The following is a 22,893-nucleotide window of genomic DNA, read 5'->3' on the forward strand; positions in this document are numbered from 1 at the left end:
CGTCCAGCGGTAGTGCGCAACTGCCCCACAGAAGTACGGGCCAGGGAGTCCCGGTCTTTGCAAGCCGGGGAGGAACCCCCAGAGGGGGCACGGTGGCCGCTCCTTATGGGCTGGTCGGGGATGGGGCAGCGTGCCGTGTCCCGATCTGGTAGGCGTAGCCAGTGCTACGGCCGATCAGCCGGCAAAAGCGGTGAGGCACATCGGTGACCTTGCCGTGCGCCGTCGTGATGGTAAAGTAGCCGCTAGCTTTCACCGTCACACGCCCCACATGGGTTCCCCGGCAGGCAAAGCGCTCGGGGACAACGGCTCGCACCAGGTCCCCCGTTTGATACCCAAAGTAGCGCTTGTGCCGCTTGCGATGGCTGACCGGGAACCCCTGTTTATTGACGTTGCACAGCCGTCGATGCCCCCGCCCCGTTGCTTGCACGAGCAGGGGCACGACGTCCGCCGCGCACAGACGCTCCGGCGTGGAGGCTCCTACAACTGCCGCGTCGAGCCAATGCGTCTTGGGGAGGGCACGTTTGATCCTATTATATTTGGTCAGGCCCCCAGAGCCGGTTTCCAGCGGGAGTCCGGTGGCTTTGAGCCGCTCAAACAAGCGCCATCGCGTCGCGTTGACAGCCGTCGGATCTTTGAGAGGCGCCTTGGTCTGCTTCAAGATGCGCTCCAGGCGCCCAGGATCATGAGCGAGGAAGTCTCGAATATCCTGGGTGCCTTTTGCCAGGTTGCAGGCTTCACACGCCAGGGTGAGGTTGGAGACCCGCTGGCTGCCCCCCTTGGCACGCGCAAGGATGTGTTCCAATTGGAGTGGGACACCCGTTACCCCGCAGTACGCACATGCCCTTCCCCATTTCTCCAGGCAGTACTCCCGCACTTCATTGCCGAAAAGCGTCCCTTGCTGATACTCGATGCCGGAGATGTCCGGGTGCTCCAGCTTCTGCAGGTCGAAGCGCACCAGTTCCTGGGAGAGCGCGCTCACGTGCGCGACCCCGCTGATCCGCGCCACCCAGGTGAGGATGTTCTCCACCCGCGAGAGGAGCGAGGGGGGCAGCCAGCCGGCGCTGCGCCTCCGGTTGGCAAAGCGCGCGGCGCGATAGCGAGTCTTGCGGGATCGGCGCCCCCGACGCACAGTCCGGCGGGTGTCCAGGGCTTTTTTGATCGCAGCTCCCCGATGGGTGAGTTCGGCCGCCCAGACGACCTCCCCGCCCGCGTCGTCTACCAGCGCCAACCCGGTGGTGCGGGCTCCCGGATCGATCTTGAGCCGCAGTGGTGCGGGGGCAGGATGCTCGACCTCCCGCGTGAGGATGATGGTAAAGGGAGAGGTCCGATAGACGGCTGCTTTTCCGGCCTTGAGCAGCAGGCGGGCCCTTCCCGGATGGACCGGGGCCAGCGGCCGTTTCATGGTATCGAGAACAAAGACATTGGACATGGTTCCTTCCTTTTTGCCCTTGCGGGCCTCCGCTTACGCGGGTAATGCTCACCTCGACAATGTGTGCAAGCGGTTTGTTGGAAAGCGCACCGGCTTCACCCTCTACACCTTTTAACGCTTTCCCGCAGAGGTTCAGGCTGGTGAAGCACCTGAACGTGCCTATGGACATCGGCGGTGCCGCATTCGCTTGCAACGGAGCCCGATGGGAGGAGCGTGCTCCTCCCCTGGCTGAGTCTGCTCATGTCTCGGGCCTGCAAACGGCGCGAGCGCCCCTCGCAAGCCCCCGCATTCGATGCGGGGGTACATGACGCTATGTGAGCCTCAAAGAGCAGCTGAGCTGGCAAAATATTCCTCAACTGCAGCGGAGGCCTGGTATCCCGGGCCTCCTCGCTGCTGTCAATCACTGGTTGTATATAACACGCATAGTGTTTGCCTGAGCTGAGACGCTACGCTTTTTGACCCGCGATGTTCACGAGCCATGGTACGCCGAACTTATCGGTCAATGAGCCGAAGGTGTCGCCCCATGGGGCATGCTCAAGCCGCATGGTAATATTGCCACCGGCCGAAAGCTTCTCAAAATAGGTTCTTAGCTCCGCCTCATTGTCGCCGCTGAGCGACATAGTGTAGTTTGTTCCGGGTTTATATTCCATATGGCTGGGGGTGTCGGAAGCCATAAAAGTAATGCCGTTATCGGCCTCCAACACAGAATGCATAATCAGGTTGTCTTCGCTTGAATCTTGCGAGGCATGGAATTCTTTGAAAGTACTCATCGTCAGATTGCCACCAAAGATAGTTTTGTAAAATTCCATGGCTTCGCGAGCGTTGTCTTTAAAGCTAAGGTATGGGTTAAGTTTGGTCTGCATAGTTCCTCCTGATGTAGTGCTTACATTACAAAGCGACTCTTCAGTATATGGAAATTTTGTTCCATGCCTGAAGCTTAAACATAACACGAATTTATATACATGTCAAGGAATTTTGCATAATTCAGGGTCCTCATTGCCGATGTGATACTGAGGTCTTTAGCAGCCCTGAACGCAAACAAGAGAGGGAGGTCCGGCAATGCCGGACCTCCCTCTAACTGGAGATTGACTGTCTATTTATTCGTGAGCGTGGGCGACGACCTTCTCGCCCTTGTCGCTCTTACGCTTGCGCGTGCGCGCTGTGCCATTCTCCTCGTGCTTATGGTCAGCCTTTGCCTCCTCTGGTTCAAGCGCGATCTGCAACACTTCGCTAATATCACTGACGAAGTGGAACTCCATTTCTTCGTGCAGCTCTTTGGGCAGGTCTTCCATGAGATCGCTCTCGTTCTTCTTGGGCAGAAGCACGACGCGAATGCCTGAGCGGTAGGCCGCCAGAACCTTCTCTTTGACGCCGCCAATCGGTAGTACTTTGCCACGCAAGGTAATCTCGCCCGTCATGGCGACATAGGAGCGAACCTTGCGCCCGCTCGCCAGCGAGACCAGGACCGTCGTCATGGTGACGCCAGCCGAGGGGCCATCCTTGGGGATCGCGCCCGCGGGAACGTGGATATGCACATTCTGGTTCTCAAAGACGTGGTTTGGCAGACCCAACGCCTGGGCGTTAGAGCGCACATAGCTCAAAGCGGCGGTCGCGGACTCCTTCATGACGTCGCCAAGCTGGCCAGTAAGAATCAAGCGCTCCTCCTTGCCAGGCATAGTTGCGGCCTCGATGAAGATGATCTCGCCACCGACGGCGGTCCACACCAGGCCGGTCGCGATGCCGGGACGATCCAGGCGCTCGGCGGCCTCTTCAAAGAAGCGCCTGCGACCCAGGTAGTCGGTCAACTGGTTAGACTCGATATGAATGGGACCCTCTTTCCCCTCAGAGATCTGCTTGGCGACCTTGCGGCAGAGCGCCCCTATCTCGCGCTCCAGGTTACGCACGCCCGCCTCGCGGGTATAGTTGCGAACAACCAGGCGCAGGACATCGTCATCGAGTGTCAGTTCCTCCGGCTTAAGACCGTTGGCTTCCAGTTGCTTGGGCAGCAGGTAGTTACGCGCAATATGCACCTTCTGGTCCTCGGTATAGCCGGAGAGTTCCAGAATCTCCATGCGATCACGCAGGGGGGCCGGAATAGGCTCCAGAGAGTTCGCCGTGGCGATAAACATTACCTTGGAGAGATCAAAGGGCAGGTCCAGGTAGTTGTCACGGAAGTTGTAGTTCTGCTCTGGATCAAGCACCTCCAGCAACGCCGAGGAGGGGTCTCCACGCCAGTCAGCGCCCACTTTATCGACCTCGTCGAGCATGATCACCGGGTCGTTGGAATCGACGCGGCGCAGGGTCTGGATGATACGGCCAGGCATCGCGCCGATATAGGTGCGGCGGTGACCACGAACCTCCGCCTCGTCACGAATACCACCCAGGGAGATGCGTGCGAACTTACGACCGAGCGAGCGGGCGATTGAGTGACCCAGCGAGGTCTTACCGACTCCAGGAGGGCCAACGAAGCAGAGGATTGGCTCACGGTTAATGACCCGCTTCTGCTCCTGCGTTAAGAGTGGCTGGGTGCGGCGTTTCTCACCTGTCTCCTCAAGCTCGATCTGGCTCTCAGCCTCCTCCTGCTCGCGCTCGCGCTGCTCCTCTTCCTGCTGGCGCTCTTCCTTCAGATGGCGTACAGCCAGGTATTCCAGGATGCGCTCTTTGATCTTTTGCAGGTCATAGTGATCCTCGTCCAGAACCTGGCGCGCATGCGAGACATCGATCTTCTCGCCCGTGCTCCGCCCCCACGGCAGGCTGACGAGCAGTTCCAGGTAGGTGCGAATGATGCTATATTCGGGCGAGGCCGAGGGCAGTTTCTCCAGGCGCGAGAGTTCACGATTGGCTTCTTTGAGGGCCTCCTCGGGCATCTGCGCTTCGTCGATCTTGCGCCGAAGCTCGTTAACGGTGGCCTGCTCCTCGCTCTCCTCGCCTAGCTCGCGCTGGATGGCCTTGAGCTGCTCGCGCAAGAGATACTCGCGCTGCATCTTGCCCATCTCTTCCTGTGCGCTGGTCTGAATTTTCTTGCCCAGTTCCAGGATCTCAAGCTCATGTGCGAGAAAAGAGCTTAGCAGCACCAGCTTTTCGCGCACAGAATCCAGCTCAAGCAGCTTCTGGCGAAGTTCCAGCTCCATCTGAACAAAGGTCGCAATTACATATACTACCTGGCGCGCCTCTTCGAGATTGAGGGTTGCGGCGGCGACCCCCTCGGGCATGTTCTGTACCAGGGCGACCAGGCGCTGGAAGTAACCGATGACGTTGCGCTTGAGGGCCTCGGTCTCGTTATCGCTCTCCTGCACATCTGGGCGAGCGGTAACATGAGCCATCAAGTAGGGCTTCTCCTGGGTAAATTCGCCGATCTCGACGCGCTCTAGTCCCTGCACAGCGATCTGGAGCGTTCCATCAGGCATGCGGAACATACGCCCCACACGCGAGACCGTGCCCATGCGGAAGATCTCATCGGGGCCAGCCTGCTCAATCTCGGCCGACTTCTGCGCGACGAGGACGACCAGGCGATCTCCGCGCATCACATCGTCAATCAAACGAATCGAGCGCTCCTGGCCTACGCCCAGTGGCTGTACCGAGTAGGGATATACCACTACATCCTTTAGCGGCAGTACGGGCAGAATCTCGGGGATGTTGAAGGGTTCTTCCTCCCCCTCAGCCTTCACACCTTCTTCTATGAATTGGGCCAGGGACTCCTCAACCACTTCCTGCGCCTGCGGCTCTTCGCGTGGCGTCTCGCTCTCCTCCGGGTTCTCCTCATCCTCACTTTCGGCGCTGGGAGACTCCTCATCCTGAGCAGGATCTTCGACCTCATTGGTAGGAGACTCCTCATGCTCCTGCGGCTGAGTCACCTCGGCAGCATCGTGCTCATTCTGGCCCGGGATGCTAGCAGATCGAGTTTCATCCTCTTGTGTCTCCTGCTGTGCAAACTCTTGCTCACTATTATGCATTTTTATATAACTCCAAAACCTTCTCTACGACTTCTCGCAGGGTGACTCACAATGGCGAGCGAAATGGCTGCGCACCTCTGGAAGAAACATCAATTTCACCTGGCTGGTATGCCCCTATTAGAAGGGTAGAGAGAATGAGAATACATTGTCACATCTTCATCAGGCGTCTGTATCAGGACGCTGTATAGCTACACGCTCGGCTCCCGCCTGAGGTAACCTGGGCAATTCGACCCATAAGAATCCATTCTCGTAGCGCGCGGTGACTGCGTCCCCTTGAATGGGATAGGGAATATACACCTCCAGGCGAAATGGGCCGTAGCGTACCTGGGCTTCATGATAATAGAGATTTGGCAAGCCGCCATGGATATCCTGGCGCGTTCCACTCACAATCAGAGCATCTTCGTACAGTGTTACCTCTATCTCTTCTTCTGTCATGCCTGCCAGCTCAACCTTGACGATCATCGTCTCAGGCGATTCAAGGATGTCAGCGAGCGGACGCCAGGAGGAAGAGCGATGTGATATAGACTGCTGTCCCTGGCGCAAGGCCTCATTAAGGAGACGACGATAATGCTGCTCCAACTGGTGTTGCGCCCCCGCTCCCACTGAGCGATAGGTTACCTGCTTGTAACGCATGCGCATACTAGTATCCCTCTTTATGAGACGGGGAACCAGTCATCATAGGCATATGGACATGAGTCATAGCCCTGACTGATCTGCTCCCTGCGACTCTTTCTCCAAATTTGGCGACAAACGGCGATGCGAATGAAGAGCAAAAAGGCAAAAGTCCAAAGCTCACTACGTCTTGTAGCGTCACCTTGCCTTTTGCCTACAATATTTCTACAAGACGACACGCCTATACAATAGGCAGGTCTTTTTCGCCCGTTTCAAGTGCCTGCCAGCAATCGGGGCAAAGGTACTCGAACTCGGAAAGGGTTTCGTCCAGTACATCGCCTTCAATGATATGGGAGTCCTTTATAGGAGTTGCCTTACCACATCGTGCGCACAGCACAATATCTTCTGCGACGGCAGTTCGGCGGGTTCCAAGAACGTCTTCCTGCATAGCCGACACCTGGCTTTCTTGTACTATTTCAGCGATGACGTGTCCTACAAACCTTAGCTATGATCTTATTCCGAAACCCAACGCCACTTACGTAACTAGCGCTTCCCCCATTCGGGGACAAGCGCGCTCAGGGTTTTCGGAGAAGAAGTATTCAGATCGCTTCGCCACAACGTCTTTTCACTATCCATAAGAACCATACAGAAGCTGCGGCTATTCCCAACCGGGTCATGCTGACTGATATACCCATTTACGTATCCAGCCACGCGCATATAACCGGTTTCATAGCACACAACGCTTCTCTCTGGAATAAGGCGATCTGACCTATTGATTATGGCACGCACACCCTGAAATTGCAAGTACAATTGACTATAGGTAAGCTCAAGTCCCATGCGCATTCAGTGCGCCAACTTCAAGCTAACTTTTCGCGCCGCCAATCAATATAGTTAATGGTTGCAAAGGGCTGGGTTGATATGCTACTATGTTTCTATGTTTCTCAATATGAGTCACCTTATTTTGAGACGCTAATCGCAAATCGTGCGTGATTGAAGGGTAATCAGTGACCGATTGTCCGCCGTAAATGAAGAGGTAGAGTTATGATCACGCAAACAATCCAGAGGTGGTTGCACAACGTATTCGCATGGTGGCCATGGGGACGCCCCAAAGCGACGAGCAACCAGCAGGCAACAAACCTGGGGAATGCCTCCATGCTCTCGAATCCCCCCAGGCTCCTCTCCTCAGAAGGCCCTATGCCTCAAACAGGCATGACCACTGTCGCTATTGAGCATGAGCATCCCCCATTCTTGATACACCTTTTAGTCAAAAACCAGGCAGTTCCACTGACCAGACGGCGCTTCCCAAAACGCCATCCTCTAGTAACCAGGCCGCCGAAAATGCCCGAAAAGATGATGCCGTCGCCAATAAGCCCGAGAAACCAGCATCCACCTTTGAACAGCAACTCGCCTACCTACGCTACCTCTATCAACATGGGCTCATCAATGAGGGCTTCGCGGATGACGCACTACCCAGGCAATATCGCAAGAGACGCTTCCACGACTAAGGTCTTATTCCGAACCCAACGCCACTTGCGTGTCTAGCGCTTCGCGCTCAGGGTTTTCGGAGAAGAAGTAAGGCAAACAAAAAGAAAAGACGGGAGGAGAGTCCTCCCGTCTTCTAACTTTGCTTTTGACAGGCTATTCCGCGGGTGTATATCCCTCGGCTTGTGCTTGAGCCTCTGACTCAAAGTAGACGATATCTAGGGGTGAGATCGACTCAGAGATGAGAGGAATAACAAACAAGCGGTGCTGATATGTCTTACGCAGCAGTCACCAGACCAATCCCCACATACCGGGCAAAAGAAGCAGTGAGCCCATAGATGGTGATCGCAAGTGGAGGAGCCGTCGCCAGTTCATAAAACACTCACAAACAAGCTGAGTCGATTCCGGCCTTCGACACCAAAGGTGACACCAATTTAGACACCAAAGACGATCAATAACATAAGAAACCATTCGACAAACTCCAACAAACAAAAATCTCCTAAAGAGGCTTATAGAGCCTTTAGAGGGAAATATAGAGCCACCCAAAAATAAGTGTAGACGGGAGGAGAGTCCTCCCGTCTTCTAACTTTGCTTTTGACAGGCTATTCCGCGGGTGTATATCCCTCGGCTTGTGCTTGAGCCTCTGACTCAAAGTAGACGATATCTAGGGGTGAGATCGACTCAGATGTGAGTTGCTGAGGCGTGCCAATAGGATAGTAACGCTTTGAGCTTGCCACACCAACCAGTTTTGCCGTCTCCTGGTCGGCTGTCGACTGCTCTTCGGTTACAATCGGTAGGGCGGCCTCTGCTGGTTGCGCGTCCTCCTCACGAGGCAGGTTAATGGCGTGAATAGTTCCTCGCGCGGTTTCAACGGTTTTCTCGCGCAGATTTCCATTCTGTTTGAGTAGGACATGCTCTTCCTCTGTCAATTCAGGCTGTTGCATACGCTTACGTATGACAAAGATCATGGCAATCGTTGTGGCAACCAGGCCAATACCGAAGCCGATAAGCGCCCAGAAGCGCCCATCCTGCTCGCTGATCCCCTGGAATACACGCTGGCCATACTCGTTCAGACCTTTATTGATCTTCCGGCTCTTCTTTGTCACAGAACGAGCAGCCTTCTCGCTCTTCTTTGAGAGTCGCTTCGCGGTCCGATCACTAAAACGAGCCAGTTCACGCACAGCCTGCTCGCGTCTCTTCGCGAATTCGTGCGCGGCCTGGTCGCTATATTCACCCAGATCATGGCGTAAGTGCCCGCCATGCTTCGCCAATTGCTGGCTCTGCTTACGACCTCGATGACGCACAGTGGAGGCCACGCGCTCTCCTCGTGTCCGCAGTTCGTCGGCCAGTACTTCCCCCCGCTGTATTATATTCTGCGCGTAGGGCGAGTTTGTCAAATCCCAGAGAGACTCACTTAACGAAGGTTTCGTTGTGGAGAACTCCTGGACCTCTTGTTCTTGTCTCACCTTTGGCATATGTACTCTCCTCGCTCAACTTGGTACAACCTAATACTCTGTACACGAACAGTATAGTATTTCAGTTGGAAAGCTCGAAAGTCAAGCAAGGGAGTTACTTGCAAGATCTGACAATCGCAGACCTGGCGCACCTGGCACATAACCAGAAGGAGAAACCTTGTTTAGGGCAAAAATATTGTTTTATGAGGAAGAGGGGTGTGCTAATCGTGTTCCGTGGCCTGCTCACTAAGTTGCAGGACCAGGCGACAGAAGTGCAGCATGGCGGTAGCGGACTCCAGGTAGCTTGCTTCATCATTCGATGTCAACTGGTGCTGCTGGAGGGCGCGTCGACGCAGGGCGCGCAACACTACCATAATATCTTCTTTAATTGAGCTATCAAGCCCACCGCGCTGCATCAAGAGGACTACCTGGTTGACGATAGCGTCGACCTCCTGACGCATGGAGTTCAGGTCGTTTGCCCACGCTTCTTCAATCTCATCGTCAATATCCGCATCCTCGCCTGTCGTCTGCTCTAAACGCCAGGAAAGCACATCGGCAATGTGATCTTGTTTTCTGTTGTCATCAGGTTGGGGATAGGGCCTGCCTCGTTGCCATAAAGGTGTTTGAGGTTCTTCCTGTTTGACACCCAGTTCGTGCAACAGTATAGCCAGTTCTTCTTCCCAGCCAGCCATAGAGCACCTCCTTGTGAAACAACCGCAAACAGTGATCTGAGCCGGGCCATTAAGATCTTATTCCGAAACCCAACGTCACTGGCGTGACTAGCACTTCGCGCTCAGGGTTTTCGGAGAAGAAGTAAGCGGACCAGGCGGTGACACCATGCGTACAAACAAAGCATATGCTACCATGGGGAAGTCACGGGAACAGAAAAGATCGCTGAGGGCAAGCACTGAGGGATGTCTTCGCTATGGCCTTTTCTGTCTCTGTCTACCTTACGCCCTAATGCAAAACCATCTGACATGCCCGGATTTCCCTTGTTAGGCTCTTCGCGCCAGTATGAGTTGAATGTGGTAAATGGCTGCTGAGCTTTGGGTTATTTCCGTGATCCGTCTGAGGATCCTGCACTAAGCGAAGTGTAACACAGTGTTTTAGCCTTGTAAATGGCCCGAATGGTTACAGTTAGCACGCTTATAGTAGGAATTTTGTTGTAGTACATTTAAGGCCCAGAAGCTACTTTTTCTCGCGCCTGCGGCACTCGTAGAGGTAATGTGTAATGAGCACTGTGGCAACCGCAAGTTGCCACAGTGCTCATTATATTCCCCAAAAGAACGTGTTTGCAATTGCAAGTATTTAACGCATCAGGTGCGTTGGCACCAGTGATATGGCCGAGACCAGGGTGGAGGCAATCAAGCCTATAAGAAGCAGTACACCAAACCAGGCATTCTGCCTGAGCATGTCCCGAAAGACGAGATGCAGGCTGTTCGGGCTGCTGGCACGTAATATCCCAGTCACAATATTAACCAGTAACGGCAGCGTCAAAAAGGCCAGGAGCAGCCAGTGTGGCGTATGCGATGGCACGGCCAGGAAAGCCGCAAAGCCATAGGCAGCCAGTAGCAAAACGAGGAAGATGGCACGGCTCCATGTCAGTCCCAGGCGATTGGCCAGGGTAAACTTGCGCGCCTGCACGTCTCCCTCCAGGTCACGCATGTCGTTTACCAGGATCGTTGCCGCCGCCGTCAGGCCAAGCGGAAGGCTATAGAGCAAGGCTTTGTGCAGATCACCACCACCCTGGACTATGTATGCTCCTATCGTTACCAGGGGACCAAAGATCCCTAGAGCCACAAGCGGACCCAGGCATAGAGCGGCGAGAGACTTCCCGCTACCACTATAAAAATAGGCGAAAAGCAGACCCACCAGGCCAAACAAAGCCAGCATCCAGTTCATTGAGATGAGCACAGTAGCCAGGCCAGATAGTGCGCTAGCACCCAGGAAAATCAGGCCCAGCACAAGCACGCGTGTAGGCTTGATCAACCCCTGCTGGATCAAACCACCAGGTCCAAGAGGATTGCTGGTATCGACCCCACGGATATAGTCATAGTAGTCGTTGATAAGATTAGCGCCCATATGCACCAGAAGCAGTGCCACCAGGGAAAGCACGAAGGAGAGGAGGCGGAAATGGCCCAGCACATGGGCTGAACTGACCTGCTGACTCCATGCTAAAACCGTTCCAAAGAGAAATGGGAAAAGCGATAGGCTCAAATAGGATGGGCGTATGCCATCCCAGAAGATACGCATCCATTCACCAGTGGAACGATGATACTCTGCTGGCTGCACAACCAGAGGAGTAGGCACACTAAAGGTGCGCGTTGATTCTACCGAATGAACGGAGACCACGGGTGGCTCCAGTTCACCTATAGCCTTGAGCGAATCTAGCGGAACCGTTGGTAAACGCTCCGCTTTCTCACCATCAGCCTCAATAATTGGTGCCGTGGTACCCGCTATCGAACTCTTGCTCTCCTTTTCAGGCCGTTCAATAGCCTGCTTCTTCTGCTCTTCTTTTTCCATACGCTTCCCTCTCGGCATAGACCCATGAAATAGCAAATAAGTGCATTTTTGCTAACGTCATCTTGACCTCTCGCGCCTGCGGCGCTCGTCCTGATAGATGGTGTGATGTACCCTGGCAGCCTGCGGCTGCCAGGGTACATCACACCATCTATCAGAAATAGTGTGCATCTGGCGTTAACTAGCTAAGCGATATGTTTATTATGTTTTGACTGCTCATTAAGAAAGACGATGTGGATGGCTAGAACGCAACATTCACGAAAAGAATAAGAATATTGCGCCCCTGGCTCAATATAAGTGGATCGCTACCCAGGTGGTCATGATAAGCGCAGCGTTTCGCGCTCCCATAACCTTCAGAGCGTTATTACTGTTCTTAGTATACAGAGGCAGGGAAACACCCTCTTATAAGCATATGCATCTCACTATCTATCAACTATATACGCTTCCATAGAGAGCGTCAAGTTGCCTGGGACGCTGGTCAATACCTCTCGCGCCTACGGCGATGCCACCAACCGGGAAGCCATCTCACGAGGTGGCTTCTCACACTCGGTAGGGACCAGCTTTAGCGCGTCCGAATGTCATTCATGGCAGTGCGGCGTAAGCCTGAAGCGTTATCCCAACAGAGGAGTACCTCATCGTTTTTTGGCTCGCGCCGAAGTGCGATTAATCGCCTTCGGACGCGCTAAAGCTGGTCCCTACCGGGTTTGGTACGTTCCCAATTTCCCAGTAAAGTCATTATTTGGTATCCGTGGTGCCAGCCTGTCCTAGCGCCTGGTAAAGCTCTTGAATGGAGTGCTGGAGTTGCGCCTGGACAACAGAGGTTGTGAGGTCTCCACGCGTCTTCTCTAGAATACCACGCGTCACATCGGTGGTACGACGCAAGCCAGAGGTAATGGCATCGGGGAAATCAACGGAGATGAGCAGGGAATAAATATCATCCATCTGGCGCAGGTACGCCTCGCAATCGCGGAGATTTCCGCGCCGCAACTGGTCAAGCAGGTAGCGCCGTAACTCGCCCGCGGCCTCGGCTAGCCCATTCAGGTAGGCGGCCCAGCCAATACCCAGTTCCTCGGCGTCTGGTAGCTCCTGGTACTGGGTAAGCGCCGCCAGGCACCGCGCCTCAGCATACTCTTTCTGCGCATCCTGAGCGAAGCCCGCATAGTAGATATCTTGGTGATCCAGCAGATCATCTTTCATTTCTTGCAATAACTGTGCCGCCTGGACCATAAGCTCATTGGCCCGCTCGCGCTCATGGCGATGCGTCGCGCGAATACTGTTTGCGCAATGGCGAATCACGGTACGTGACTTGGGCAGAGCCTTTTCACGTGCGGCATGTTTAAGGGAGAGATGCTCTATCGCTTGCTGTCCAATTTGCTCTAATTTGTCGGGCATACGATTTGCTTCCTTTCTGTACTATAGACAGTGTATCATAGCCAGAAGGACACAGCAGAAAACACCCGCATAGGTACTGTTGTCTAGAGCGATGTGCAGGAGCCATGGTTAGCACGCCATCTGCTTCCATCCTCATCCCCTATCCCTGCAACTTCAACTGGTCCTGCTGTAACAGGGCATGTACCTCAATCTCTGGTGGAAAGGTCTGGGATTCCAGGTCACCGGCCCAGAACAACTGCTTCATCATCTCGGCGGTCGCATAGAGGAGATGCTGAAGGGTGGCCTCGCGCCCACGCTCATAGGCATCACTCCCCTCATACACATCCATATCCGCGAAGCAGGCGGCCATGGGCATCAGGTCGCTTAAACGCACCAGGTAAATGTTCATCTTTGTCTCGCCACGCTCCGTCGGGACCATGATGCGCAGTTCGGGTCGCTGCTCCACAATGTCCAGGCGGTAGAACACGCCATAATGATCGCGCGAGGCCTGGAAGATTGAGACCTCCGGTAGCGCCTCGCCGTTGTAGCGCTCTTTTTTAAAAGGCTGCTCCTCTGGTCGCTCCATCTCCACCCCCATCTTTGCCAGAAACTCTTCAAATTGCTCGTGAATATTCATGCTCGCCGCCTCTTCTGTACACCATACGTTGCAGTATGTGTTGGAGAACATCTGTATCTGCCGCATCTTCCCTCTCACACCCTGCTATTCTCTCTATACATCCCAAAAGCGGAAAAGCGGAAATACATAACGATGCCAGTAAAGATTCGCGCGTTTGCACGAATCTTTACTGGCATCGTACCTGCTGAGGACTATAATGCTGATATGCTTAAAATTATCCGCCGACGCGCTTGACTTTAAAGCCCTGGGCGATGAGTTTGGCCTCTACCTTTTCCAGGTGATCGCCTTGAATTTCGATGTTCCCATCTTTGACCGTTCCGCCGGAGCCACATAATTTTTTGAGCTGCTGCCCCAGTTCAACCAGGTTTTCCGTGGGAATTCCAGCAATTACTGTGACCGTCTTCCCGCCACGTTGCTTGCGATCACGCATGATGCGGACAAAGCCATCGCTTTTCTTGGCGGGCGCGCTCGCTCCTGCCTGCTCACAACGACATTTTTTATATGGCTGGCCACAGCGCGGACAGGTTGAGACGCGGCCACTATCGGTCGAATAGACGATTCGGTCTGGCATACAACAGGCTCCTTTCGTGCTTCCACTACGCCCCCTATCTTACCATAGGAGCCTATCCTTCGTGATCACTAGCAGTGTATGATAGAGAGCAAAGTTGTAGGGTCCATGCTAAGCATGGACTTAGAGCTAGAGAGGATTGTGCCGTGCTTATCATTGATGCTCACCAGGACATTGCCTACAATGCGCTCGAATGGGGCCGCGACATTCGACGCTCAGTCTACGAGACACGCCAGCGTGAAGAACGCTATACCGGAGATCCTGAATCGCACCCTACCAAGGGCGCGGGCGGCATTGCCATGTCGGGGCTGCCAGAACTACGCCGCGCTGGCTTTGCCATGGTGTGCGCCACTATTTTCTGTGAGCCATGCTCCTCACAACATATTCCCGCGTGTAGCAAACAGCTTACACAGTCCTACCGCACCGCTGAGGAAGCATACCAGGTTGGACAAGCCCAGTTCGCCTACTACCACGAGCTAGTACGTGAACCAGGCATCTCGCTGATTCTTAACCAGGCCGATCTAAAACGGCATCTGCAAGCCTGGGAGACTAGCTCCCCCGAAGATCCACAGCGCCCCTTTGGCATCATTCCCCTCATGGAGGGGGCTGATCCCATTCGTACTCCTGAGGAGGCCGAGCAATGGTACGCCCAGGGGCTGCGCATTATTGGCCTGGCCTGGCAGGGAACGCGCTACTCTGGCGGAACAAGGGCGCCCGGACCACTTCCGCAACTGGGGCGTGACCTTTTACGCGTCATGGAGCGTGTAGGCATTATTCTGGATATGTCGCATAGCGCGGAAGAGAGCTTCTGGCAAGCCCTGGAGAGTTACTCTGGCCCGGTCATGGCCAGCCACAGTAATTGCCGTATCTATACCCCAACCGACCGCCATCTGAGCGATGAGATGATTCGCGCCCTTATTGAACGCGACGCGGTGATTGGTATGGTTCCCGGCAATTTCTTCCTGAATGGCGAGTGGCGGCGCAACCACCGCTTCCCGGTGACGCTCGAACAGGTCGTGCGCCATATTGATCATATCTGTCAGCTCAGCGGTGACGCTCTACACGTTGGCCTGGGCAGCGATATCGATGGGGGCTTTGGCCGCGATGAGACGCCCGAAGAACTGGATACGGCCCTGGACTTTGTAAAGATTGCCGACGTCTTGCGCCAGAATGGTTATACAGAAGCCGATATCCTCAACATCATGGGAGGCAACTGGCAACGCTTCCTGAGTCGTGCTTTACCCGCAAGCTAGCTATCCTTGTTCCTCCACGCCAGCCGCGAACATTTGCGGCTGGCAGGCCTCTCCGCGTTTATCCCATCATTGATACGGCCTGTATTAAACCTGCGTAATTTTTTCTTTTCCTTCAATAAGATAATATTGACTGCGCCCCCGTCTGGAGCCATGTTTTCGCATTATGCTTACCATAAGAATGGTGAGACTAATTCCCACCGGCATGCGTGTACTTGGTAGTAATTATTCTTTCGCTTAAGTTAGGAAGTGCGGGAAAAATATGCGTGACATAGAAAACACGATTATCACACACTATGCCATCCAACACTATCTAGCCAAAGGCGGCATGTCCGAAATTTATCTGGCACGTGATCTCCAAACACAGCAGGATGTCGCAATTAAAATGGTGCATAGCAGCAATGAGGAGTATTGCCGACGCTTCCAACGCGAGGCGCGCGCGATTGCCTCTCTTCAGCATGAGCACATACTCCCCGCCCTCGATTATGGAGAGTATGGCCCCTGGTGCTATTTAGTGACACCCTATATCGCCAATGGCACCCTGCGTGACTATATGCAGCAGGAACCCTTCTCCCTGGATGAGGCTGGAGACTATCTTGCGCAGATCGCCTCTGCCTTGCAGCATGCTCATGAACACGGTATTATCCATCGCGATATCAAGGCCTCTAATATCTTGATGCGCGACAAAAATTTTGCCTACCTGGCTGACTTTGGTCTTGTCAAAAGCTTAAATGACACAGCCGAGAGTCTGACCGAGAGCGGCTACTTAATCGGAACTGCGGAATACATGGCGCCTGAGTTGGCGGAAGAAGACGCCTCTCCCGCAAGCGATATCTATTCCCTGGGCATCCTGCTTTACCAGATGCTGACTGGAGATGTGCCCTTTAAGGGAGCAACTCCCGTAGGAACCTTTATGAAGCATCTCTCTGAGCGTCCACCACTGCCTTCGCGGCGCAACCGTAATGTACCCAAAGAGATTGAGAAGATCGTGCTCCGTGCTCTGGCGAAAGAGCCAGGCTTGCGCTACCCTTCGGCTCGCGCCTTTGCCGAGGCCTATCAGCAGGCACTTGCTGCCTATAAAGAGCGCATCGCAAACGATGAGAAAACTACAGTTCATATGGTCACACTGAAAGCAGAAGCTACGGAGCCAGGGTTAATACCTGGCCAGACTAGAAGGCCTATACCTGCACTACCCGCGCTGGCGCTGGCTTTATTGATTCCCTTTCTCTTTGGCTTCTCAATCTATATGCTCAAAACCACCGATGCGAAATCTACGCATCCAACCATTAATGGAACGATTTCGTCCACACCTAAAGCGAGGGCAGCGAGCAGCACCCCAACGGCCGGGACCTCCCCCTCTCCAACGGCCGGGCATAACAAGGGAGGGAATCCACAGAACGTGGTCCCCGTCGCACCTGCTCGGACAAATCACGGCAATCCTGCGCCAGCCAGTAGCAGTGGTGGTGGTGGTAGTGGCAAATCTGGCCAGAAAGATGGGGAAAATGGCAAAAACGGGAACAATAGCAACGGGGATGGAGGGAGTCACCGTGGTGGCTCCTCCAGTGGGAAAGGGCATAACAAGCAAACAATGATACTGTTCGATGAGTGGGCCTGGTCACCTGATGCGTTCTGATTGGACCTGGTCATTGGTCAGTAGAGCAAGCGCAGAGGAACAAGAATAAGAGATACAGGCAACATTGACATCAGCGAGGCAAGACTCTATACTGGTAAAATGCGCAATTTAGCACTTTTGATTAGTGCTTTTGACAAAATATTTTCTGGCCCTGTAGGCATTAGGCGCTACTGGCCCGGTTGAATATATAAACTTTCAAGCACAAGCATCAAGCGTTTCGCCTGCAAGGGAACACCTACCCACCGGCTCCCCCATGACCCGGTAGATGAGGAAACACACAACAACGATGTCAGAATTAGAGGGAACAACACTCGGCCCCTACACCATCGTACGCCTGCTCGGCAGAGGTGGCATGGCTCGCGTCTACCTGGCTCACGACACCGCACAAGAACGCGAAGTCGCCATCAAAGTCGTGCACGCGGACAATGAGGAATATCTTGAGCGTTTCTGGCGCGAGATCAGTGCGATTGAGCAGTTAGAGCATGAGCACATTCTGCCCGCGTATGACTATGGCACCGAGGAGCACTGGCATTACCTGGTCATGCCCCATATCGAAAGGGGGACGCTCCGCCAGTTGATCAAACAAGGTCCCCTGCGACCGGCACATGTTGGTGAAATACTCTATCAGTTAGCGGACGCCTTGCAGTTTGCGCATGACCGCGGCATTATTCATCGCGATATCAAGCCCTCTAATATATTGATGCGTGATGACCATTACAGCTACCTGGCCGATTTTGGCCTCGCCAAATCCCTGGAGAACTCGCACGAAATGACTCTCACGCAGAGTGGCACCCTGCTAGGGACCCCAGAATATATGGCCCCCGACCTGGCCGAGGGACCTGCTACCGCCAGCAGCGATATCTATGCCATGGGAGTCGTACTGTACCAGATGCTCACCGGGCGTCTCCCATTTACCGCCGAGACCCCCATTGCCGTCTACTGGAAACAGCTCCGTGAGCGTCCACATCCCCCCTCGCACCTGAAGCCAGATCTCTCGCCCGCGATTGATCATGTCGTCATGCGCGCCCTCGCCAAGCACCCGGCGCAACGTTACCAGTCCCCCAGAGAGCTAGCCGATGAGTTTCAGATCGCTCTCATCTCTCCTGAAATGCTTCTGTCCTCAGACGACGATGACCTCTACGAGGGGGCAAACTATGCATCGGGAGAGCTAGATGACCCGTCGGCCCGGCTTGAGGACGGTGATGCCCCCGTCCAGGTGGCTGAACACGCCTCCCATCATACACCGTATACGACCCGCGAACGCCTGGTGCTTCCTGATAATCCTATGCTCGCACCCACGACGGTGACGAAGACGCGTGACGACAGGCGCACACCTTTCTTTGGCACAAACGCCCCTTCTGGAGAGCACTTCTCAGGAGACAGTGCCATCCGAGCCGTACGCACCAATACTACTCGGACGACACAGCAAAAACGCCTGGAGCATGCACGCAAGCGTAGGAACCGCGTCCTGGCAATCATCCTCATCGGGCTGCTCCTTACAGTCGTGCTGCCCATGGCCTTTATCTACTATATCTTTGTCACGCACCAGGGGGGAACACACACACCTGGGACCAATGAGATCGCCACTCCCAGCGTTGCCAGGACCTCACAGGCCAGCAGCCTGGATATAAGCGCGACAGCCACAGCCGCGCCCATCGCCACAGTTACCAGCGCCACACCGCTGCTCAACACTTCTCTGGCCAGCAATGATAGCGGCAATTGGAGCGAGGGCGCGGGGCGTTGCGTTTTCACAAATGGTGGCTATCACGTGCTGGTGCAACAGGCAGACTATTTGCAACCATGTCCATTGCGCAACACCAGCTTTAGTGATGGCGCGCTCCAGGTCGACAGTACCCTGCGGAGTGGCAATAACGCCGGCATTCTGGTGCGCGTCCAGGGCGAACAGTTTTACGATTTTGAGATCAGCTCCCAGGGCACCTACTTCTTCCGCCGTCATGATGTTGGCTTAGGGGCCAGTTATGTCTACCTGCTTCAGCCAACCAGCAGCACGGCCATCAAAGCAGGTCAGTCCAATACGCTGCTGGTAATCGCGCAAGGCGCGACCTTCAAGTTTTACATCAATGGCAGCTTTGTGGCCGAGACTCGCGATAGCTTCTATAGCAGTGGTCAAATTGCCCTTGTCACCGGCACACTCGCGCCACAGCATACCGGTGAAGGGATCTTTAACAACTTCAAGCTCTATAAGCTCTAGCCAGTCGCTTAGAACAACTCCAATTCTTTGCGAAATTCATCGAGATACTGCTCCATAAACTGAGTGCGCCTCCAGGCCAGGGCGCGACCAGTCTCCGTCTGCATAGTCTCCATCAATTGAAGCAGCTTCTTGTAAAAATGATCCAGCATATAGCGTTTATCATCCAGTTCATGCCGCTGGCCAAAGGGATCAGTTGGGTGATAGGCAACGGTCTCGCCTTCCCTGCCATGGCGGACCGCGCCGGTAACGGCCCAGCGCATGACGCCAATCGCTCCCAGCCCATCCAGGCGGTCGGCATCGCGTACGATCTTTGCCTCCAGCGTCTGCGGCTCAACTTTGCGGCTAAAACTATGCGCGATGATAGCATGCTCAATGGCCTGCTGGCGTTCCTCAGCGAGGGCCTGGCGCTGCATCACATCGCGTGCCATCGACACAGAGAGATCAGCATGGTGTCCACCGATGTCATGTGGCGCAGCACGCCCCAGATCATGCATCAGGGCCGCCATCTCGACCACAAACAGGTCGCATGGCTCGCGCCGCACCTCGCGCTCGCCAATATAGCGCGCCAGCTTATAGACGCGCTCGATATGATCCCAACCATGAGCCAGGTCGTGAACCTGCGTGAAGTGCTCTTTGACCTCAGCGTATACCGCCTCTACAATGGCCTGCTCTGCCAAATCCATAAAACTCCTCCGAAACAAAAATCCCTCAAATGAGTGATGCCGTATTTCGCTTGCTTGGTATACTACAGAAAGAATTATCCGCATTGTAGCCAATCAGCCCAAACAACCATCTCGCCAAAGAAAGCTTCTGCATGTAATATAGTGTGCCTCTTAGGATAGAGACGCTAGGAAGTATACCATAGCCATGACTGAGCGGCCCTCACCATTACCTCATGAATCCCCAGAAGATCATATCGATAGTCCCTATCTCCCAAAGCAGGGAGGGGGTGAGGGGGAGAGACATGAGCAGAGAGGAGCAAGCACTATTACGGTCTTGCTGGTGGATGATCATGCTCTTTTCCGTGAGGGTGTGCATCACCTGCTAGGGCTGGAAGAGGATATCCAGGTAGTGGGAGAGGCCGGAGATGGCCTTGAGGCCCTGCAAAAGATTCGCCAGCTTCAGCCTGATATCGTGCTTATGGACATCCTGATGCCTATAGTTGATGGCGTCACCCTGACGCGCCAGGTTGTACAGGAGTTTCCAACAGTGGGCGTCATTATGCTCACCATGTATCGCCAGAGCCAGCAAATGCTTCAGGCCATGAAGAATGGTGCTCGTGGCTACATCCTTAAGTCGGCCTCTGCGCACGAGGTAGCTGAAACCATTCGCACCGTCTATAACGAGGGGCTTTCCATCCAACCGGAGATGACGCGTGCCATCGTAGGCGAATTCCGCCGCCTGGCCGATACTACCAGCAGTAACCAGGGCACGGACCTGCTCACAGAGAAAGAGCTGGAGATTATCCGCTATGTCGCCGCGGGCTTGAGCAACAAGGAGATCGCCGAACGGCTCTCCTACTCAGAGAAGACAGTGAAAAACTACCTCTCAATTATCTTCCAGAAGCTCCACTTGCGCGACCGTACCCAGGTCGCTATTTTTGCCCTGCGTCAGGGGTTGCTAACAGATGAAGAGATGGCACCCCGAGCCTTGCGCGAGCAATCCTAGAGGGCACGACGCTGCTAAAGCACGCGTCGGTCCATCGACTAGATCAGGCCATACTTTATGGCAAGCGCGACCGCCTGGGTGCGATCTCTGGCCTGGAGCTTCTGCATGATGTGGTGAATATGCGTTTTGACGGTCTCAATGCTAATCAGTAGACGGCTAGCAATTGCACGATTTGTCAGGCCCTCGCTCATCAGGCGTAGAACCTCCCGCTCGCGCTCAGTAAGTTCCAGGCGAAGTGTGAATATAAAGCTCTGCTGCTCTAGCTGCATGGGTAGCTCGGTGGTGATGGTACGCCGTAGGTCCTCCACACACTCGCGCAAGACCGCGCCTACGCGATCCAAATCCTCGGATAGGATGTGCCAGAACGCACTCTCGGCATGCTCCGGAGACTTCAATAGATGCCTCTGTACATACTCTAATTTGAGCAGAGCTAGCGTCAATTGCTGCGCGGGGCCATCATGAATATCGCGCGCGAGGCGGTTGCGCTCTTCTAGCATACTCTCGCGCTGAATGGTCGCATGCGCCTCGCGCTCACGCAGGAGCAGTACCGCGACTCGCGCCATGTATGACAATACAAGCCGGGTCTCGAGAGGGAGCATGGAGTGAGAGAGCCTGAAGAGAGCGACCCCGGCCAGCCCTGGCTCATGGCTCAGCGGCAGGATCAGTAGAACGCCATCTTCGATATGAAGTGCGGTCATTGTCTCTCCTGGCTCGCGCTGAGCCAGTTCTTCCAGCATTCCTGGCTCAGGAAGGCGTCGCAATAGCTCCTCAGCATCACCCACTTCCTGTTTCCCCGCCAGGGAGAAACGCTGCTGCTCCGCCTGGTAGAGAAAGAGCCAGGCTTGCTTGGCGCCAATGAGATCGCTCATCTGCTCCATCAGCAACGAATACAAGGCATCATCCTCAACCTTGTACTCACCTATCAGCATTACCTCGTAGAGCCTGCTGAGACTGGTTACGAGAGTGGGAGTGTTCCCCTGGTGCAACCCCGCATCAATAGACCTCGTCAGGGCGTTCTCAGCGGGTACTGTGCGTGGGTTTGCCTGGGTTTTCTGGTCCTTTGTCGCGGACGTATCCACTCCAGCGCGCTGCTCCATCTCTTGCAATGCAACAGTCTCCTGGCGCCCACCCTCGCCAGTGTCAATCAATGATAACTCATCCATCACACTCTCCTCCTCCTGTGCGAGCGAGAGATAAGCCGGTAGCAACGAGACATAGACGTCTAGTGTCTCCATCCCTTCACGGCCTTGCGGACCTGTATCTCTGGGGGCCAGTAATATAATCCCTTGCTCCGCCTCACTACGCTTACTTGAGCGTAAACTATGCAGGCGAATAGACGCGCCTCTTTCAATCCATGCCAGTTCCTGTGAGTTCAGGAACTGCCTGCTTTCCTGGGCGGGGAGCAGGAGCCATCCCTGCTGAGCCAGGGCCATGCTTAATCCCCCACCACCTGGAATGAGGTGGGGCGCTCCTGGCGGGTACGCGCCACTATACCCACGCAATACAAAAGCATGTGCGCCAGGTACATAGAGAAATAAGGCAGCCAGGAGCGCCCCGCTACACTGGCGGACTTCGTCTAGCAGTAACTGGCGCCTTTCAGCTGGTTTTTTCTCATTCTGTAGCTGCATAATAAAGCGCACGAGACGCTCAGAGGTCACCGCTTTGTCCCTTCGACATATGGTGTGCACGGTCATGCCCCTGTCTCTATCATACCCGCCTCCGCCAATGCCCAGGCAACGCTATAATAGGCCCCTTAGCCCTGGCTAAAGATATTTTTACCGGCAACAGTAATGCCACGGGCTGAATCGCACCCTGGTTCAAAAGCATGCCCGTTCATCCGCGATGTGGTAGTACCTCTTTGCTGGAGGGCGTAGTACCTTCGCCTCCTCATGCTCCAGGCTCTGAACCCAGGCTTGTCCTGGCCGCGTGTAGGTGATAAGACATTCTATTGTGGCCTTCGGTATCGCGGTCTTTTTAGGGCCAGGAACAGCCAGAGAAGCGCTTATAGCCCTTCCGGTAGAAGATTTGTATGGCAAAGCTTAGAGTATGAGGTCGTCCCTGGCGAGAAAACCACTATATGTTGTTTCTGAGCGTGCACCTCGAC

17 protein-coding genes are annotated in these 22,893 nt (G+C 54.6%); 4 read left to right on the top strand and 13 right to left on the bottom strand.

The features are described from left to right. Positions 1-103 precede the first annotated feature (103 nt). The 11 genes from iscB to KTE_RS11805 form a co-directional block, all read right to left on the bottom strand. Entirely contained in the window at positions 104-1,429 is a 1,326-nt protein-coding gene (iscB, locus tag KTE_RS11755) for an RNA-guided endonuclease IscB (RefSeq protein ID WP_201381224.1), read from the bottom strand. 446 nt (positions 1,430-1,875) lie between these two features. Further along, positions 1,876-2,292, bottom strand: a complete 417-nt coding sequence (locus tag KTE_RS11760) for a VOC family protein (protein ID WP_201381226.1) — start codon at positions 2,290-2,292, stop codon at positions 1,876-1,878. 234 nt (positions 2,293-2,526) lie between these two features. Continuing rightward, positions 2,527-5,382 carry an endopeptidase La gene (gene lon / locus KTE_RS11765; protein ID WP_236600374.1) on the bottom strand — a complete coding sequence of 952 codons (2,856 nt, stop codon included), beginning with the start codon at positions 5,380-5,382 and terminating at the stop codon, positions 2,527-2,529. A 159-nt stretch (positions 5,383-5,541) separates the two neighbouring features. Continuing rightward, the gene (locus tag KTE_RS11770; RefSeq protein WP_201381229.1) at positions 5,542-6,021 is read right to left on the bottom strand and encodes an Hsp20/alpha crystallin family protein; all 480 of its coding nucleotides are present in this window, start codon (positions 6,019-6,021) and stop codon (positions 5,542-5,544) included. Between the two features lie 214 nt (positions 6,022-6,235). Beyond that, the gene (locus KTE_RS11775; protein ID WP_201370513.1) at positions 6,236-6,442 is read right to left on the bottom strand and encodes a hypothetical protein; all 207 of its coding nucleotides are present in this window, start codon (positions 6,440-6,442) and stop codon (positions 6,236-6,238) included. 1,636 nt (positions 6,443-8,078) lie between these two features. After that, positions 8,079-8,951 carry a hypothetical protein gene (locus tag KTE_RS11780; protein WP_201381231.1) on the bottom strand — a complete coding sequence of 291 codons (873 nt, stop codon included), beginning with the start codon at positions 8,949-8,951 and terminating at the stop codon, positions 8,079-8,081. Between the two features lie 200 nt (positions 8,952-9,151). Further along, positions 9,152-9,622 (bottom strand): hypothetical protein, encoded by a 471-nt coding sequence (locus KTE_RS11785; RefSeq protein ID WP_201370510.1) that lies wholly within the window; start codon positions 9,620-9,622, stop codon positions 9,152-9,154. A 616-nt stretch (positions 9,623-10,238) separates the two neighbouring features. Then, positions 10,239-11,453: a 1,4-dihydroxy-2-naphthoate octaprenyltransferase gene (gene menA, locus KTE_RS11790; protein WP_201381233.1), complete on the bottom strand. Its 1,215-nt coding sequence runs from the start codon at positions 11,451-11,453 to the stop codon at positions 10,239-10,241. A gap of 732 nt (positions 11,454-12,185) precedes the next feature. Beyond that, positions 12,186-12,842 carry a hypothetical protein gene (locus KTE_RS11795; RefSeq protein WP_201381235.1) on the bottom strand — a complete coding sequence of 219 codons (657 nt, stop codon included), beginning with the start codon at positions 12,840-12,842 and terminating at the stop codon, positions 12,186-12,188. A 139-nt stretch (positions 12,843-12,981) separates the two neighbouring features. Beyond that, entirely contained in the window at positions 12,982-13,458 is a 477-nt protein-coding gene (locus tag KTE_RS11800; RefSeq protein WP_201381237.1) for a hypothetical protein, read from the bottom strand. A gap of 214 nt (positions 13,459-13,672) precedes the next feature. After that, positions 13,673-14,029, bottom strand: coding sequence for a stress response translation initiation inhibitor YciH (locus KTE_RS11805; RefSeq protein WP_201381240.1), 357 nt, complete (start codon positions 14,027-14,029; stop codon positions 13,673-13,675). Positions 14,030-14,172: 143 nt separating this feature from the next. Between KTE_RS11805 and KTE_RS11810 the strand changes: the two genes are divergently transcribed. The 3 genes from KTE_RS11810 to KTE_RS11820 all read left to right on the top strand — a co-directional run bounded on the left by KTE_RS11810 (position 14,173) and on the right by KTE_RS11820 (position 19,121). Beyond that, on the top strand, positions 14,173-15,279 hold the full coding sequence (locus KTE_RS11810; protein ID WP_201381241.1) for a dipeptidase: 1,107 nt from the start codon (positions 14,173-14,175) through the stop codon (positions 15,277-15,279). A gap of 259 nt (positions 15,280-15,538) precedes the next feature. Continuing rightward, the gene (locus KTE_RS11815) at positions 15,539-16,909 is read left to right on the top strand and encodes a serine/threonine-protein kinase (RefSeq protein ID WP_201381242.1); all 1,371 of its coding nucleotides are present in this window, start codon (positions 15,539-15,541) and stop codon (positions 16,907-16,909) included. Between the two features lie 286 nt (positions 16,910-17,195). Next, complete coding sequence (locus KTE_RS11820; protein ID WP_201381243.1) at positions 17,196-19,121, top strand: serine/threonine-protein kinase; 1,926 nt, start codon at positions 17,196-17,198, stop codon at positions 19,119-19,121. 8 nt (positions 19,122-19,129) lie between these two features. On the opposite strand, the gene KTE_RS11825 is transcribed toward KTE_RS11820, so the two are convergent. Continuing rightward, a complete protein-coding gene (locus KTE_RS11825; RefSeq protein WP_201381244.1) occupies positions 19,130-19,804 on the bottom strand; it encodes an HD domain-containing protein in 675 nt (224 codons plus the stop codon). Positions 19,805-19,988: 184 nt separating this feature from the next. On the opposite strand from KTE_RS11825, the gene KTE_RS11830 reads away from it, so the two are divergent. Next, on the top strand, positions 19,989-20,789 hold the full coding sequence (locus tag KTE_RS11830) for a response regulator transcription factor (protein ID WP_201381245.1): 801 nt from the start codon (positions 19,989-19,991) through the stop codon (positions 20,787-20,789). A gap of 38 nt (positions 20,790-20,827) precedes the next feature. Here the strand turns inward: KTE_RS11830 and KTE_RS11835 are convergent, their stop codons facing one another. Next, on the bottom strand, positions 20,828-22,447 hold the full coding sequence (locus KTE_RS11835; RefSeq protein ID WP_236600375.1) for a response regulator transcription factor: 1,620 nt from the start codon (positions 22,445-22,447) through the stop codon (positions 20,828-20,830). Positions 22,448-22,893 lie beyond the last annotated feature (446 nt).

Origin of the sequence: Ktedonobacter sp. SOSP1-85 (genome assembly GCF_016587415.1) — a bacterium.
GTDB lineage: Bacteria > Chloroflexota > Ktedonobacteria > Ktedonobacterales > Ktedonobacteraceae > Ktedonobacter.